Genomic DNA, 15,094 nt, shown 5'->3' on the forward strand with positions numbered 1-15,094 from the left:
ATGCGTAATGATTGCTATTGCGCATGCTTCTTTTTATGAAATAGAGAGACAGAAACAAGCAGAAGAGAAGGGAAGAGTTCTATGGATATCAGGTTTGACATCATAGCTCATTATCTGCCGGTATTGCTCAGGGGTACGGCCTTTACAATCGGTGTATCTATCGTCTCGATTATCTTCGGCTCCATCCTGGGGCTGGGTATCGGCTTTGGCAAAATGGCTCCAAAAGCGTATTTCCGCTGGCCGTTTCATTGTTACATCAACTTTTTTCGCGGGACTCCCTTGTATGTGCAGATTTTGATTGTCCACTTCGGGGTGATCCCCGCCTTTTACGGCAGCACTAATGTTCTGATGACCTCGTTTGTTGCGCTCTCTCTGAACTCAGCGGCCTATTCAGCCGAGATCTTCCGGGCGGGTATCCAGTCGATTGACCCGGGGCAGCGGGAGGCAGCGGTGTCACTGGGGATGACCAGAGCTCAGGCGATGCGGTTTATCATTCTGCCGCAGGCGGTTAAACGGATGGTGCCTGCGTTCGGCAATGAATTTATCGTTCTGGTAAAGGATTCCTCGCTGCTCGCGCTGATTGCCGCCCCGGAGATTATGTACTGGAGCAACACGATGAAAGGCCAGTATTTGCGGATATGGGAACCGTATTTGACCGCTGCACTTATTTATTTCATTCTTACTTACTCGCTCAGCAAGCTGCTTAATTATATTGAACGGAAGGTGTAACCGCACATGGAGCCTATGATCTCAGTTCGGCATCTGCATAAATCATTTGGAGCACACAAGGTGCTGACCGATATTAACGTCGATATTCACACCAGGGAGGTTGTGGTGGTGATCGGACCTTCGGGTTCGGGCAAATCAACCTTTCTGCGCTGCCTGAATCTTCTGGAGCAGCCGCAAGAGGGCGACATCATGATTGAGGGCACATCCCTAATGGCCAAAAGCACCAGGATTAACGATATCCGCACAGAGCTTGGCATGGTTTTTCAGCAGTTCAATCTGTTCCCCCACAAAAAAGTGATCGAGAACATCATGCTCGCCCCGGTCCGGGTCCGCAAATGGCCGGCGGAGCAGGCGCGCCGGAAGGCGCTGGAGCTGCTGGATAAGGTCGGTTTAAGCGAAAAAGCCGAGGCGTATCCGGCTTCGCTCTCCGGCGGTCAAGCCCAGCGGGTGGCCATTGCCCGTGCGCTGGCGATGGAGCCGAAGATCATGCTGTTTGATGAGCCTACCTCTGCGCTTGATCCGGAAATGGTCGGTGAGGTGCTTGCGGTAATGAAGGAACTGGCCCGTGAAGGGATGACTATGGTAGTAGTTACCCATGAGATGGGATTTGCCCGCGAAGTGGGGGACCGAGTGCTGTTTATGGAGCAGGGGACAGTTGTCGAGGAGGGTCATCCCGAGCAATTGTTCGGCCATCCGTCGCATGAGCGTACCCGGGCTTTTTTATCCAAGGTGTTGTGAAATCCTGGCAAAGTAGAATCTTGGCGATTAATCGGTTATATTAGAGGGGGAAGGATTACGAGATGGAACATTAAGTAAATATTTGTCGAAACGGCTGAGAGGAGGCTCGGGGATATCTTTTGTTTATCATAACTTACAATGATAGAAGGAGAATACGATGAGCACATTTAAAAATTGGTTGAACACAACAAAAAACGGACTGACTGAACAGGTGAAAAAGTTCAAAAATAAAGATTTCATGAACGCTGTTGTCGCGGGCTGCGCCCTGGTTGCCGCAGCCGACGGCAAAATTGAGGAAACCGAAAAAAACAAAATGGCCGGGTACATGAATCTCAGCAACGAATTGAAGGTTTTTGACATGAGAGATGTCATTGCCCAGTTCAATTTCTATGTCAGCAATTTCGAATTTTCTCCGGAGATCGGCAAACAGGAAGCGCTGAAAGCCATCGCCAAGTTCAGCAGCAAACCGGAAATCGGACGTGTTATTGTAGGCGTATGTTCTGCTATCGGTGCGGCTGACGGCGATTTTGACGAGCAGGAAAAAGCAGTGGTACGGAATATTTGCAGCGTGCTGGGACTCAGCCCAAGCGAATTCAGCCTGTAACCCCGGATTGAAATTTACTGGGAAACGGATGAAACGTAATTGCTTCTGTGTCGTATCACTGGTATAACACCCATAAGTTAGACTTTTAGCTGCGATTCTTTTCGAAACGGAGGTACGTAAATTTGGCTGGTATTAATTTGGTAAAAGGTCAAAAGATTGATTTAACGAAAGGAAATGCCGGACTGTCCAATGTCATTGTAGGGCTTGGCTGGGACCCCGCTGAGCCGGCACGCGGATTCTTCGGTGTCAAGAAGCAGGCGAACGTAGACTGCGATGCCTCGGCATTGCTCTTGAACGAAAATGGCAAGCTGACCAACAAGCTGAATCTGGTCTGCTTCCACAACAAGCAGAATGCGAACAGCTCTGTTGTCCATTCCGGGGATAACCTGACAGGTGAAGGAGACGGGGACGACGAGCAGATTAAGGTAAATCTGAAGGCGATTCCTGCCGATGTGCACAAGGTTCTGGTCGTAGTCAATATCTATGATGCCGTGAACCGCAAGCAGGACTTCGGAATGATTAAATCGGCGTACATCCGGATTGTGAACGCGTCAGGCAACAGTGAACTGGTCAAGTTCAACCTGACGGACAATTACACAGGTTTTACTGCATTGATCTGCGGAGAGCTCTACCGGCATGGCGAAGAATGGAAATTTGCCGCCATCGGTGAGGGAGCACACGCAGCACATATCAACCAATTGGCTGAACGCTACATCTAATTCCAATATAAGAAAAGAGGTTTCTATTCATGGCGATTAATTTATCCAAAGGGCAAAAAATCGATCTGACCAAAACAAATCCGGGTCTGTCCAAAATCACAGTCGGTCTCGGCTGGGATACCAATAAATACGACGGCGGTAAAGATTTCGACTTGGACGTTTCCGTCTTTTTGACCAATGCCAGCGGTAAAGTCGATAAAGAGAGCAACTTCATTTTCTTCAACAACAAGCAGAACGAGAACGGTTCCGTTATACACACCGGTGACAACCGCACAGGCGAAGGCGACGGGGACGATGAGCAAATTCAAGTGGATCTGTCGAACATTCCGGCAGACGTTGATAAAGTGGCATTTACCATTACCATCTATGAAGCTGAGGCGAGAAGCCAGAACTTTGGACAAGTCTCCCGCTCTTATGTGCGTATTGTAAATGATGCGAACAGCGAAGAATTGATCCGGTTTGACCTGGGTGAAGACTTCTCCATTGAAACTGGCGTAGTGGTAGGCGAGCTGTACCGCAACGGCGCAGAATGGAAATTCAATGCCATCGGCAGCGGCTACAAGGACGGTCTTGCCGGCTTGACCCGTGATTACGGGCTGCAATAAAGCCTGCGGCTTCCGATAAATGAAACTATTCACGAAAGAAGGTTGTTACCAGTGACGATCAGTCTTTCCAAAGGACAGCGGATTGATCTTACCAAGACCAATCCGGGTCTGACGAAGGTAGTTGTGGGACTCGGCTGGGATACGAACAAATATAGCGGCGGCAAGGATTTTGACTTGGATGCATCTGCATTTTTGCTCCATGAGGATGGCAAAGCCAAAGGTGAGGATGACTTTGTCTTTTACAATAATCCTTCCGGCGGCACCGGATCTGTAACCCATACGGGGGATAACCGTACAGGGGAAGGCGATGGGGATGATGAGCAGATCCTTGTGGATTTCAGCAAGGTTCCCGCAAATATTCAGCGTATCGGCATTACAGTAACCATTTATGATTATGAGGCAAGAGTCCAGAACTTTGGACAAGTCTCCAATGCATTTGTGCGTGTCGTGGATGCTTCCAGTGACCGTGAGATTCTGCGGTTTGACCTGGGTGAGGATTTCTCAACAGAAACGGCCGTTGTATTCTGTGAATTCTACCGCCATGGTGCAGATTGGAAGTTTCAGGCGGTGGGAAGCGGGTTTGCCGGCGGCCTTAGTGCCTTGTGCAGGAACTACGGACTTGACGCGCAATAGTAGCTTCAAAGGCGGGATCTTAGCGATCCTGCCCTTTTTATAAATATTAGAAAATTTATGCTTCTCAAAAGGTGGCGTAAAAATGAGCACTCAAGTGGTTAAAGGGCAGAAAGCAGACCTGACCAAAGGCAATCCGGGACTCCATCGCATGATTGCAGAGATCGCCTGGCATGCCCCTTCTTCGATGGAAATTGACGCCTCTGCGTTCCTGCTCGGTTCTGAGGGCAAGGTGCGCGGGGATGATGACCTGATCTTTTATAATAATCCGTCTACATCTTATATCCGGTATAAGGACGTGCCGGGCCAGGCTTCAGGGGGCCTCAGGCAGTTCGAAATCGAACTGGACAAGATTCCCCCGGACATCATGAGAATCGCACTTACGCTTACACTTTATGACGGCGACAACCGCAAGCAAAGCTTCGGGCAAATGAGTGAAGCTCATTGCCGGATTCTGAATCAGGCGACAGGCTCGGAAATCCTGCGATGTAATCTTGGAAGTCAATTCTCCGTAGAAACGGCTGTTGTAGTAGGAGAATTATATAGATACAGCGGTGAATGGAAGTTCAGCGCCATTGTGGCGGGTTTTGACGGCGGGCTGCAGGCGCTCTGCAGCAACTATGGAATTGAGGTGTCAGAGGAGCCGCCCCCGGCTCCACCTAAGACGGAGATGACAGAACGGAAGGGGGCGCAAACAGAGGCACCGGTGATACCGGTGATCCAGCCGACGGCTGAATCTGCTGCGTCTTCTTCCGGACGGCAGGAGATTTCTTCCTCTGCGCCGCTGAATCTTAATCTGAAGAAGATAGAGCTGAAGAAAAAAGGCGATTCCATTAACTTGAAGAAGTCTGCTGCCGGTCTGGGTGAAGTGCTGGTCAACCTTAACTGGAATCAGAAGCAGGGCGGCGGGCTGTTCAGCCGCAAGGGCGGCGTGGATCTGGATCTTGCCTGTCTCTATGAACTCAAAAATGGCCAAAAGGGCGTTGTGCAGGCGCTTGGCAATGCTTTTGGCCATTTTCAGCAGCCGCCCTTTGTGATGCTGGATGGAGATGACCGGACAGGCTCCGTAACCTCTGGAGAAAACTTGCGTATAAACGGGAGTAAGGTTGCGGAAATCCAAAGAATTTTAATTTTTGCTTTTATCTACAAAGGTGTTACCCATTGGTCCGAGGCAGATGGTGTAGTTACCATAACTCAAGGCGGCGGGCCGGATATTATTGTCCATCTGGACGAGCATAACAACCGGAAGGGCATGTGCGCCATAGCCATGGTTCAGAATGTCGGGAATGAAACGTTCAGTATTGAAAGGCTCGTGCAATATTTCAGCGGGCATCGCGAAATGGACCAGGCATATGGATGGGGCCTGCAGTGGGTAGCAGGCAGTAAATAAACTATTTTACCGGAGGCAAGATGGAATGGACTGGTTCAGCGATTTTTTTAGGAGTATAAGTGATAACTACGGGCACTTCTTCTCGTGGAGCGATATTGCAGGCACTCTCTCTGACCCTGTAAGCTGGGGAATCATTGGAAGTCTGGTGCTGCTGGAAGGCCTGCTCTCCGCAGACAATGCACTCGTACTGGCGGTTATGGTCAAGCATTTACCCAAAGAGCAGCAAAAGAAGGCGTTGTTCTACGGGATTCTGGGTGCGTATTTATTCAGATTCCTGGCTATTGGCCTCGGGACATTCCTGATTAAGTTTACGCTCGTTAAAGTTCTGGGTGCGCTCTATCTCTTCTACATCGCTTACAAAGGATTGTTTAAAGGCGGCGGCGAGGAAGACCACACAGAGAACAAAGGCACCTCTTTTTGGCGGACGGTGCTGATGGTGGAGTTAATGGATATTGCCTTCAGTATTGACAGCGTGGTGGCCGCCTTCGGACTTAGCGATAAGGTCTGGGTACTTTTCCTGGGCGGTATACTCGGCGTATTGATGATGCGCGGTGTGGCCCAGCTGTTCCTGAAGCTCATTGCCAGATTCCCTGAACTGGAGCAGACGGCGTTTCTGCTGATCGCTATTATTGCCGGCAAGATGCTGGCTGGAGCCTTTGGCTATGAAATGTCCCATGTGGTGTTCTTCACTATTCTGATTGCGGTCTTTGTGGGAACAATCTTGTACAGCTCCGGCAAGAAAAAAGAGAGGCTAACCGTAAGGTTTAACTGAAGCGGCAGTCCCGGTGCCAGTCGGAGTTTTATAGGCAAAGGAGACGTCCACAGGGAAGGTGGATCTCCTCTGCCTGGTAATCGTATAGATAATAGCATGGCCTTTGCTTGTATTTGAGAAAGCCGGATGCCGTCCCCGAGAGGACGGCGCAGCCGGTTCTACTGCTCTCTATAAGGAGAGGTTATTCGTTTTTGCAGTGCTTCTTCGTGAACCGATAAGGGGGAAAGGCCTTGAGATACTTCGATTACCTGACCAAAGAACAAGAAATGTCCTTATTCTACTCTCCGCCTGTCTCATTTAACCCTGCTACAGATAAGGAGCTCCTGGCGTATGCCGTTGGAGCGGCCCTATATATGCCGGCTACCCGTCCCAGTGTCGCTGAAGATATTTTGAAGCTTAAGTCTTCGGGATTGGTAACAGTAATCATGGATCTGGAGGATGCCATCGGCGACGGTGAAGTTGATTTTGCCGAGGAATCTATTGTGAGACATCTTGCGTTCCTCTCGGCCTATGCTGACAATGAGCCGGATCTAAGGAATAGTCTCCCGCTGCTGTTTGTCCGTGTGCGCAATCCGGAGCAGCTGCAGCAGCTGATTTTCCGGCTGGGCACCTTAATTACCATGCTGACCGGCTTTGTATTTCCCAAATTCACCTTGGAGAACGGAGCGGAATACTTCGAGGCGATAGCGGATTATAACAGCTCCCGCAGCTATTCGGCTCCTGTGCTGTACGGCATGCCGATCCTGGAGAGTGCACCGGTCATCTACCGGGAAAGCCGGCTCGACACGCTGCTGGGCATCCGCGATTTGTTGAATGAATATCGTGAGTATGTACTGAATGTCCGCATCGGAGCGACGGATTTCTCCAGTCTGTTCGGGCTGCGGCGCAGTCCGGATATCAGCATTTATGATCTGACACCGATCCGTGACTGCATCTCCGATATTATCAATGTGTTCGGCCGGGTGGATGAGGGTTATGTCATCTCGGGACCGGTATGGGAATATTTCGCTAATAAGGGACACCGGGTATTGCGTCCGCAGCTCCGGCAGACCCCTTTTGAGGACACCTATGGCAAGCAGGGCCGCGAAATCCGCAACCACTATATTACCAGCGCAATGGACGGGCTCTTCCGTGAGGTGCTTTTGGATAAGGAGAACGGGATTGTCGGCAAGACGATCATTCATCCCTCCCACCTGAGACCTGTGCAGGCCATGTATACGGTGATGCATGAGGAATATGTGGACGCCTTAAGTATTGTCGGGAGCAATGACGGCAGCCGCGGTGTGTTCAAAAGCGAGTATTACAACAAGATGAATGAAATTAAGCCCCATTTGAACTGGGCGAAACGTGTCTTACTACGATCTCAAATATACGGGGTGTTACATGAACAACAGCATTTTGTCGGATTATTGCCCGAGAACGAATACACACACGTTTAATATTGTTGAGAACCTGCAGGTTACGGTTACTGAAACCTCCAACCCTTTTCATATTCCGGTCCATGCCTTGTTCGCGATGGCGGCACGGATTAACAAGAAACGCTCATTTCTTTTTGTCAGCAAAGTGCTCGGGAAGCACATCCCTGTCCATCCGTATACTCCGCTGCTCAGCGGTGCCGCGCTGGCACTGCTGCTCTATCAAGAGATGGGCGGAGAGGCAGCGGACGGCGGGCGGATGGACAAGCTGCTAAATCAAGCCGTTCACGGACTGATTCATCCGGAGCATGCAGAGGCGGCTTACCGTGATCTGCTGGGTGCCCGGCTGGTGCTCCCGGAGCGTGTTCTGTTCATCGGTTTTGCCGAGACGGCAACGGCCCTGGGCCACAGCATGTACCACATGTTTGCCAAGGATGCATCCTATATTCATACTACCCGTGAAGACATACCGGAGCTTGTATCGGTGGTCAGCTTTGAAGAAGAGCATTCGCATGCGGTTGATCATTTATGCTATGCCCTGAATGCTGAGCTGCTGTCCGGGGAAGAGCCTGTTGTATTGGTAGATGATGAAATTACTACCGGCAATACAGCGATCAATACCATTCGTGACATCCAGTCCAAGTTCCCGCGCAAGGAATATGTGGTTGCCTCCCTTCTCGATTGGCGCAGCAGCGCCAACATTCAGGCGTACCGTGATCTGGAGCAGGAGCTGGGTATCCGCATCAGGGCTTTAAGTCTGCTGCAGGGGACAATTGAAGTAAAAGGCACGCCTCAGCTGAGCCTGGTGGAGACTGGGGGAAAGCCTTCCATTGCCGTTGAAGCCCCGGTGATCCTCACCTATGTGCAGGATGGCCTGGAACGGCTGAATGTGACCTCCGCTGATTCCTCTGGGGAGATCAACCCGTCACCCTATCTGAAGCATAGCGGACGGTTCGGGTTAGAGTCGCAGGATAACAAGCAATTGGATCAAGGGATTGCACAGGCGGCTGCACAGCTTCGCGGGCTGCGTGAAGGGCGAACAGCACTCGTCCTTGGAGTCGGCGAGTTCATGTATCTGCCGATGAGAATTGCGGCGGAGATGGGCGAAGGGGTCAGGTACCAGTCCTCCACCCGCAGCCCGATCCATCCCGATCGGCGTTCGGATTACGGCGTCCACTGCGCGGCTGCCTATCCGTCAGCAGTGGACCCGGGGATTACCAATTATATCTACAATGTCGAACCCGGCCAGTATGATGAGATTTTTGTGCTTCTTGAGCGTGACGTGCCCCGCCGGAGGATTGAACCGATGACGGACATTCTGAAACGGCTGGCGGGGAGCAAGGTGCATCTCGTCGTCCTGGCCTCTGATTCGGAAGAGGGAGGGTTGACCGGATGAAGGGAACAGATCTGGATAACATCATGAATAAAAAAATTGCCCCGCCTGTGGCGCTTGGCAGCTATCCCCCGTCTGATGTTACGTTTTTGCTTAAGGATCTCAGTGATGTGCATTTGGAGCGCGGGACCACAGAGCGGGAAGCAGCCATCCAGTCCGGTGTGCATTATTCTGAAATGCTTCCTGTTGAATATCAGCCGACCGCGCAGTATGTTGAGCTGTTCCATGAGACGCTTCAGCAATCGGCGGAGAAGGTGGCACTGGAAGTCGCTATTGTCTCCGAAATGATTGTGGCTCAGCGGGGGACCGAGAGTACAGTGCTTGTATCCCTGGCAAGAGCGGGCACTCCCATTGGTGTTCTGATTAAACGTTATATCTCTGAACGTTACGGGGTGGAGCTGCCTCATTACAGCATATCGATTATCCGGGGCAAAGGCATCGATGAGAACGCTATCCTTTATATACTGCAGCAGCATGGAACGGATGCGAAGCTGCAATTTATCGACGGCTGGACAGGCAAAGGAGCTATCCGTCGGGTATTAATTGAAGCTTGCCGCAACATGTATAAGAAATATGGAATTGTGCTTAGCGATGATCTGGCAGTGCTTGCCGATCCGGGTCGTTGCTCGGGTACCTTTGGCACCCGGGAAGATTATCTGATTCCGAGCGCGTGTTTGAACTCCACCGTGTCCGGCCTGATGAGCCGCACCGTTCTGCGGGACGACCTCGTCGGGCCTGATGAATTCCATGGGGCAAAGTTCTACAGGAAGTGGCTGGAAGCAGACCTCTCCAATGTGTTTATCGATGCCATTACACCGTATTATCCTTCAGTCAGTGAAGAGGCTGTGGCTATCGCTGCGGGAATGCTGGTCTCTCCCCTGAGATTACCTGGCAGGGCCTGCGTGATATTCAGAAGATTCAGGAAACGTTCGGCATAGCGGATATTAATCTGGTGAAGCCCGGGGTCGGCGAGACCACCCGCGTGCTGCTCCGCAGAGTACCCTGGAAAATTCTTGTCGATACTATGGATAATCCGAATCTGCGCCATATTCTACTGCTGGCGGAGGACCGTGGCGTTCCGGTGGAGGTTTTCCCTGGCCTTACGTATTCCTGCTGCGGGATTATCAAGCCGCTGAAGGGAGGGGGCGAATGATCTATGCCAGCGATTTGGACCGGACACTGATCTACTCTCCCGGTGCACTTGGTATTCCCGAGGATTCTCCGGGCCTTGTTCCGGCGGAGGTTATCGACGGGAAGACGGCCTCCTATATTTCACAGCATGCCCTGGAGCTTCTTAAGGAACTTGCAGCCAAAATTATTTTTATGCCGGTAACTACACGTACCGTGGCACAGTACAGGAGAATTAATCTGTTCCAGGAGACAGTCATTCCGGATTACGCAGTTACGAGCAATGGCGGAAATATACTGGTGAATGGAGTAGTGGATCAGGAGTGGCGGGCTTCTATAGGCAGACTGGTGGAACGGGGCTCTGCTCCGGCTGAGGAAGCCGGGAGACTGGTGCGGTCGGTGGTCCGGACCGAATGGATTATCAGTGAGCGGTATTGCGACGGGCTGTTCTACACGTTTGTTGTTCATCGTGATTTGCTGCCTATGGATGAAATTACACGGATGGCAGAGCAGCTGAACGGATGGGGATGGAAGGTTTCACTTCAAGGCCGCAAGCTGTATGTGGTTCCGGAGGCGGTTAATAAAAGCGATGCAATCCTCCATGTGCGGCGCACAGTCGATTCCGGGCCAATGGTTGCGTCAGGCGACTCTCTGCTGGACAAGAGTCTGCTGGCAAGCGCCGATTACGCGATCGCTCCTTGCCATGGAGAAATATTTGCCGAACAGCAGGCAGGTCTAGTAAAATTAGCGTATCCCTTTACGAAGCAGGCCGGTGTATTGGCCGGGGATGAGATTATGGAATATGTACAGAGGGTGTATAATAATTTGGCAGCACTAGGAGTTGGGCCACAATGAAAAAGGTAAACATCTATTTTAACCGCTGGTTTTCCGTGGCTTTTCATTATATGAACCTCATCCGCAATAACGAGGATGGCATCCCTGTTCAAATCTTTGCCACCCATCCGGATATCCGGCATATGTCGCTGCAGGGCGCTGATGTTGCCGGAACGGAGCCTGAGCTTGAAGGAATTGAATATGTGCAATTCTGTGTAGACTTCTGCCGCAGCAATGAGATCGATATTTTTATCCCTCATCTGCACATGCTGGATATTGCCTTACATGTCTCTATGTTTGACGCCGTAGGCACGAAAGTGCTGGTCTGCCGTGATCTGGACCTGCTGGAGAAGATTATGGACAAGGGCAAGTTCTATGAGAGTGTCCAAGAAACCGGAATCATGACGATCCCGGATTACCATGTGGTCAGCACAGCGGAGCAATTCCAGGCGGCTTACGAGGATCTTGCAGCCCGGGGACATCAGGTCTGCTTCAAGCCGACCGAAACCGAAGGCGGGCTGGGCTTCCGTATTATTAATAATGACCGCAATCCATTGCAGGATCTTTTCGGCCATGTTACGCCGTACATATCTTTTGAGGAAGCCCGCCGCATACTCTCCAGTGTGGATTCTTTTCCGAATCTGATGGTGATGGAGCTTCTCGAAGGCTTTGAGTACAGCATTGATTGCCTGGCCGACGAGAACGGCAGACTGCTGGCGGCGGTGCCGCGCCGCAAGGCGGGCGGGCGCCTGCGGCTGATGGAGCATATCCCGGAGCTGGAGGATATCGCTTCCCGGGTGGCCGAGGTTTACCGCATTCCCTTCAATTTCAATATCCAAATGAAATACAGCGGCGGGGTTCCGAAGCTGCTGGAGATTAATCCCCGGATGTCCGGGGACTGCATATCTCCTGCCTGTCCGGAATTAATTTCCCTTATCTGGCGGTCAAAAGCGCGCTGGGCGGCGAGGTGCAGCCAGCGGAATTCGCCGGCAATGTGCTGGCCAGCCATGTTGAGCAGCCGCTGATTATGAGAATAGACGGCGAGTCCGTGGTCACGGATGCCGTGAACCTGAGCGGCAGCAGTTCATAGGCCCGCTCACAAGAGGTGAGAACAATTCATTTGAAATGGAAAGTATTGTTGTACGCTGGAGCCGGTTATGTAGTTGCTTTGGTGACGAGCGCTTTTGTACCCGAGCTAATCTCTCTGCTGCTGCCGGTGGCCGGTGCTGGTGCAGCGGTGATCGGCGGGGGGCGGAACCGCATCAATCTGCCGGCAGAGGTGCTTCCTGCCGGCCAGGAGCAGGAAGCACCCGCCCTGTCTCCCGCAGCGGGCAGCCCGGAGCGGGGCGGTTCCGCAAGCGGAGCCGCTGCTGCCGGAGGACAGGCTCCCGCCGGGCAGGGAAGCGCTGAGGTCAGCGCGGAGTTCGCTCCGGTAGTGGAGTATTTGAGCATTTTGGAGGATATGATCATCTCCGAAGGGCAGAAGGATACGCTCGACAATGAGATTGTCGAGAAGTCGCTGGCGCTGTTCGCCAGGCTCCAGCGCGTAATTCCGCTGCTGCAGGAGCTGAGCAACGGCGAGATTAACCATACGGTCCGCAGGCTGGTGCTTAAGGATCTTAATGGTGTGATCAATCCGTTTCTGCGCCTGGGCGGAGAAGCCAAAACAAGAAACCGGAGAATGCTGCTGAACGGCCTGCGGGATGTTGATTCCAAGATATCGGAAATCGCCTCAACGATCGAGCATAAAGACCTGATGGAACTTCAGACCAAGGCGGAACTGATTCATCAGCGGTACAGCAGTTCCGAATTATAGGAGGAGGGAAACCCATGTCCACGCAGTTGATTGAGCTCAAAAAAGAAGATGAGCAGAAGGTTGTTGAAGAAGCCTCGCAGCTGATCGAGAAGGTCGCCAAAACGGATACCGTTGCCCTGGATTCCTTGATGGATGATATCGGCAAGCTGGGAGTGAAGACGCAGGAGAAGGCAGGGCAAACCCTGAAGCTGCTGGACCGCCCGGTGAATGATCTGATGTCCGGCAAACGGGTGGAAGTGCCGAACATGATTATGAAGCTGCGCAATGAGTGCGAGACGCTTCAGCAGAGCAAGAACGTCAGCTTTTTTGGCAAAATGCTGCGCAAGAGCCCGCTCAAGAATTATGTATACAAGTATCAGTCGGTCCGCACCAACATCGATGCCATCGTAACGGGGCTGCGTGACGGCCGGGATACACTGGAAGAAAGCATCGTCAATATGCGGCAGCTCAAACGCACCTCCATGGAGGAGATTTACAACCTGCAGACCAAAATCGCCTTCGGCAACAAGCTGAAGGAGCTGTTCGAGGTTGAAATCGCCAAGCCGGAGAATGAGTTCCGCAAGGCGTACCTGGAGCGCGGCCTGCGCAAGGTAATGGTCCGTATCCAGTCCATGACGGAAATGATTCTCCTCTACAACCAGGCGATTGCCGCTACGGATATCATCAATGACAACAACGACAAGCTGATCGATTCCGTAAACAACGCGATTGATAAGACTTCGAACCTGATTACCGTCTCGGCGATGATTGCCATGTCCCTGGCGGATCAGGAGAATGTCATCTCTGCGGTGGAAGCGACAAATAAGACCATCGAGGATCAATTCAAGGAAAATGCGCGTCTGCTGCGTACCACTACGGAGAAAACGACGGAGCTGCTCTCCAAGCCTTCTATGTCGCTTGAGGCGGTTAATCAGGCCATTGGCGATCTCTTGAGCGCCCTGGATACTTCCGAACAGTCCAACCGCCGGATTATTGAGAGCTGCCAGGATTATACGTCCAAAATGACAGCCATCAACACGCAGCTGAACAACCGCCTCGGGCTCAATGAAACCTCGCAGCCGCAGGCCTTGAAGCAGGCCGGCAGCGACAGCGAGCTTAGCAGCTTCCTGAATTAAGAATCCGGCCTTCCCACTCATAATCCCCTGGTCCTCCACATAAGTTGTCACTGAGACGGCATATGGAGGAAGTGAGGATAAGCGGGATGATTCTGGGGTGTTTGGTACTGGTGCTTATCGTCGTAGCCAGCAGTGAGAAGGCAGAAGCGATTGTCAAGCTGAACGATCCGGGCAATGACAGCTGAATCGGCAAGGGCGGGGTTCTCCAGTGAAATCTCCACAATTTTTAGGCAGTCCGTGGTTCAAGCAATTTCCAGCGGTTTATTGGGTATAATAACCCGGAGGCTGCACTTAGCCTCACACCGCTGAAAATATGAGCTGAATCGGAGGTCACATGGAGAACGAGGCACTGCTGCAGGTTGAGAAATTAGCTCTAAAGAAACAGAAGATCTATCAGCAAAGTATTTTCCGTTACATCGCCCGGGCAATGCTGGCCAGTATGTTTATTGGATTCGGCGTCATTGTAGCGTTTAAGACCGGCAATTTCTTCTACATGGAGCATTCACCGATGACGTATCCGATGGCTGCCATTACGTTCGGCGCAGCCATCATTTTGATCTCGTACGGTGGAGGCGATTTGTTCACCGGAGATACCTTTTATTACACATATGCCGCCTTAAGACGCAAGCTGCAGTGGACCGAGGTGGTGCGGATGTGGGTCATCAGCTACATCGGCAATATTCTCGGGGCCACAGCCTTTGCGCTGCTGATTTTTTTAACAGGATTGTTCTATGACTCCAGTGTGAACGGATTCCTGTTGAACGTGGTGGCCCACAAGATGGAAGCCCCGGCAATGCAGCTGTTCTTCCGCGCGATTCTGTGTAATTGGCTGGTATGTCTGGCCTTTTTTGTTCCAATGTCGATGAAAAGCGATGGAGCCAAAATGTTCGCCATGGTTCTGTTCGTCTTCTGCTTTTTTATTTCCGGTTATGAGCACAGTATCGCCAATATGTGTACGTTTGCGATTGCCCTCGTGCTGGATCATCCCGGTACGATATCCTGGGGCGGTGTGGTGCACAATCTGGTGCCAGTCACGCTCGGGAATCTGATCGGTGGAGGCGTGCTGATGGGTGTGATGTATTATTATGTGAACAAGCCCTTTCTGGATGAGCGGCATGACGAACCCAAGGATACGCATTAAACCGAAGACAAAACAAGCCCGCTCCCCCGGATTTGGGAGAGCGGGCTTGTTTTGCAGGACGGCAG

Annotated in this window: 14 protein-coding genes and 2 pseudogenes; all 16 read left to right on the plus strand. The window is 51.8% G+C overall.

The genetic code is table 11. The annotated features are described in order from the left end of the window. Window positions 1–81 precede the first annotated feature (81 nt). The 16 genes and pseudogenes from JI735_RS10755 to JI735_RS10830 all read left to right on the plus strand — a co-directional run bounded on the left by JI735_RS10755 (window position 82) and on the right by JI735_RS10830 (window position 15,029). Window positions 82–729 carry an amino acid ABC transporter permease gene (locus JI735_RS10755; protein WP_039834902.1) on the plus strand — a complete coding sequence of 216 codons (648 nt, stop codon included), beginning with the start codon at window positions 82–84 and terminating at the stop codon, window positions 727–729. A gap of 15 nt (window positions 730–744) precedes the next feature. Next, window positions 745–1,467: an amino acid ABC transporter ATP-binding protein gene (locus tag JI735_RS10760; RefSeq protein WP_039834909.1), complete on the plus strand. Its 723-nt coding sequence runs from the start codon at window positions 745–747 to the stop codon at window positions 1,465–1,467. A gap of 157 nt (window positions 1,468–1,624) precedes the next feature. Further along, on the plus strand, window positions 1,625–2,071 hold the full coding sequence (locus JI735_RS10765; RefSeq protein ID WP_039834901.1) for a tellurite resistance TerB family protein: 447 nt from the start codon (window positions 1,625–1,627) through the stop codon (window positions 2,069–2,071). A 122-nt stretch (window positions 2,072–2,193) separates the two neighbouring features. Continuing rightward, on the plus strand, window positions 2,194–2,790 hold the full coding sequence (locus JI735_RS10770; protein WP_039834900.1) for a TerD family protein: 597 nt from the start codon (window positions 2,194–2,196) through the stop codon (window positions 2,788–2,790). A gap of 29 nt (window positions 2,791–2,819) precedes the next feature. Next, window positions 2,820–3,395 carry a TerD family protein gene (locus JI735_RS10775; protein ID WP_039834899.1) on the plus strand — a complete coding sequence of 192 codons (576 nt, stop codon included), beginning with the start codon at window positions 2,820–2,822 and terminating at the stop codon, window positions 3,393–3,395. Between the two features lie 51 nt (window positions 3,396–3,446). Continuing rightward, window positions 3,447–4,028, plus strand: a complete 582-nt coding sequence (locus tag JI735_RS10780) for a TerD family protein (protein WP_025709035.1) — start codon at window positions 3,447–3,449, stop codon at window positions 4,026–4,028. Window positions 4,029–4,110: 82 nt separating this feature from the next. Next, window positions 4,111–5,415: a TerD family protein gene (locus JI735_RS10785; RefSeq protein ID WP_039834898.1), complete on the plus strand. Its 1,305-nt coding sequence runs from the start codon at window positions 4,111–4,113 to the stop codon at window positions 5,413–5,415. 25 nt (window positions 5,416–5,440) lie between these two features. Continuing rightward, window positions 5,441–6,187, plus strand: a complete 747-nt coding sequence (locus JI735_RS10790; protein WP_202677371.1) for a TerC family protein — start codon at window positions 5,441–5,443, stop codon at window positions 6,185–6,187. A 230-nt stretch (window positions 6,188–6,417) separates the two neighbouring features. Next, window positions 6,418–7,626: an HpcH/HpaI aldolase/citrate lyase family protein gene (locus tag JI735_RS10795; protein ID WP_233476341.1), complete on the plus strand. Its 1,209-nt coding sequence runs from the start codon at window positions 6,418–6,420 to the stop codon at window positions 7,624–7,626. Between the two features lie 76 nt (window positions 7,627–7,702). Further along, a complete protein-coding gene (locus tag JI735_RS10800; RefSeq protein ID WP_039834906.1) occupies window positions 7,703–8,998 on the plus strand; it encodes a phosphoribosyltransferase family protein in 1,296 nt (431 codons plus the stop codon). Next, a pseudogene (locus JI735_RS10805) lies at window positions 8,995–10,148 on the plus strand (cysteine protease StiP family protein). The gene JI735_RS10800 and the pseudogene JI735_RS10805 overlap by 4 nt, the downstream one beginning before the upstream one ends. Beyond that, window positions 10,145–10,978 (plus strand): HAD family hydrolase, encoded by an 834-nt coding sequence (locus JI735_RS10810; protein WP_039834896.1) that lies wholly within the window; start codon window positions 10,145–10,147, stop codon window positions 10,976–10,978. Before JI735_RS10805 ends, JI735_RS10810 begins: the two are co-directional and overlap by 4 nt. Next, window positions 10,975–12,047 (plus strand): annotated as a pseudogene (locus JI735_RS10815) (ATP-grasp domain-containing protein). The gene JI735_RS10810 and the pseudogene JI735_RS10815 overlap by 4 nt, the downstream one beginning before the upstream one ends. Before the next feature lie 24 nt (window positions 12,048–12,071). Continuing rightward, window positions 12,072–12,773 carry a hypothetical protein gene (locus tag JI735_RS10820; protein ID WP_202677634.1) on the plus strand — a complete coding sequence of 234 codons (702 nt, stop codon included), beginning with the start codon at window positions 12,072–12,074 and terminating at the stop codon, window positions 12,771–12,773. A 14-nt stretch (window positions 12,774–12,787) separates the two neighbouring features. Continuing rightward, a complete protein-coding gene (locus JI735_RS10825) occupies window positions 12,788–13,888 on the plus strand; it encodes a toxic anion resistance protein (RefSeq protein ID WP_039834890.1) in 1,101 nt (366 codons plus the stop codon). A 334-nt stretch (window positions 13,889–14,222) separates the two neighbouring features. Beyond that, window positions 14,223–15,029 carry a formate/nitrite transporter family protein gene (locus tag JI735_RS10830; RefSeq protein ID WP_039834889.1) on the plus strand — a complete coding sequence of 269 codons (807 nt, stop codon included), beginning with the start codon at window positions 14,223–14,225 and terminating at the stop codon, window positions 15,027–15,029. The last annotated feature ends 65 nt before the right edge of the window (window positions 15,030–15,094 follow it).

This window comes from Paenibacillus sonchi (assembly GCF_016772475.1).
GTDB classification, from domain to species: Bacteria; Bacillota; Bacilli; order Paenibacillales; family Paenibacillaceae; genus Paenibacillus_AQ; species Paenibacillus_AQ sonchi.

Excerpts from the sequence above, each read along its gene's own strand:
- JI735_RS10755 (WP_039834902.1), top strand. The coding sequence starts at position 82 with ATGGATATCAGGTTTGACATCATAGCTCATTATCTGCCGGTATTGCTC.
- JI735_RS10760 (WP_039834909.1), top strand. The coding sequence starts at position 745 with ATGATCTCAGTTCGGCATCTGCATAAATCATTTGGAGCACACAAGGTG.
- JI735_RS10765 (WP_039834901.1), top strand. The coding sequence starts at position 1,625 with ATGAGCACATTTAAAAATTGGTTGAACACAACAAAAAACGGACTGACT.
- JI735_RS10775 (WP_039834899.1), top strand. The coding sequence starts at position 2,820 with ATGGCGATTAATTTATCCAAAGGGCAAAAAATCGATCTGACCAAAACA.
- JI735_RS10785 (WP_039834898.1), top strand. The coding sequence starts at position 4,111 with ATGAGCACTCAAGTGGTTAAAGGGCAGAAAGCAGACCTGACCAAAGGC.
- JI735_RS10790 (WP_202677371.1), top strand. The coding sequence starts at position 5,441 with ATGGACTGGTTCAGCGATTTTTTTAGGAGTATAAGTGATAACTACGGG.
- JI735_RS10800 (WP_039834906.1), top strand. The coding sequence starts at position 7,703 with ATGGCGGCACGGATTAACAAGAAACGCTCATTTCTTTTTGTCAGCAAA.
- JI735_RS10810 (WP_039834896.1), top strand. The coding sequence starts at position 10,145 with ATGATCTATGCCAGCGATTTGGACCGGACACTGATCTACTCTCCCGGT.
- JI735_RS10825 (WP_039834890.1), top strand. The coding sequence starts at position 12,788 with ATGTCCACGCAGTTGATTGAGCTCAAAAAAGAAGATGAGCAGAAGGTT.
- JI735_RS10830 (WP_039834889.1), top strand. The coding sequence starts at position 14,223 with ATGGAGAACGAGGCACTGCTGCAGGTTGAGAAATTAGCTCTAAAGAAA.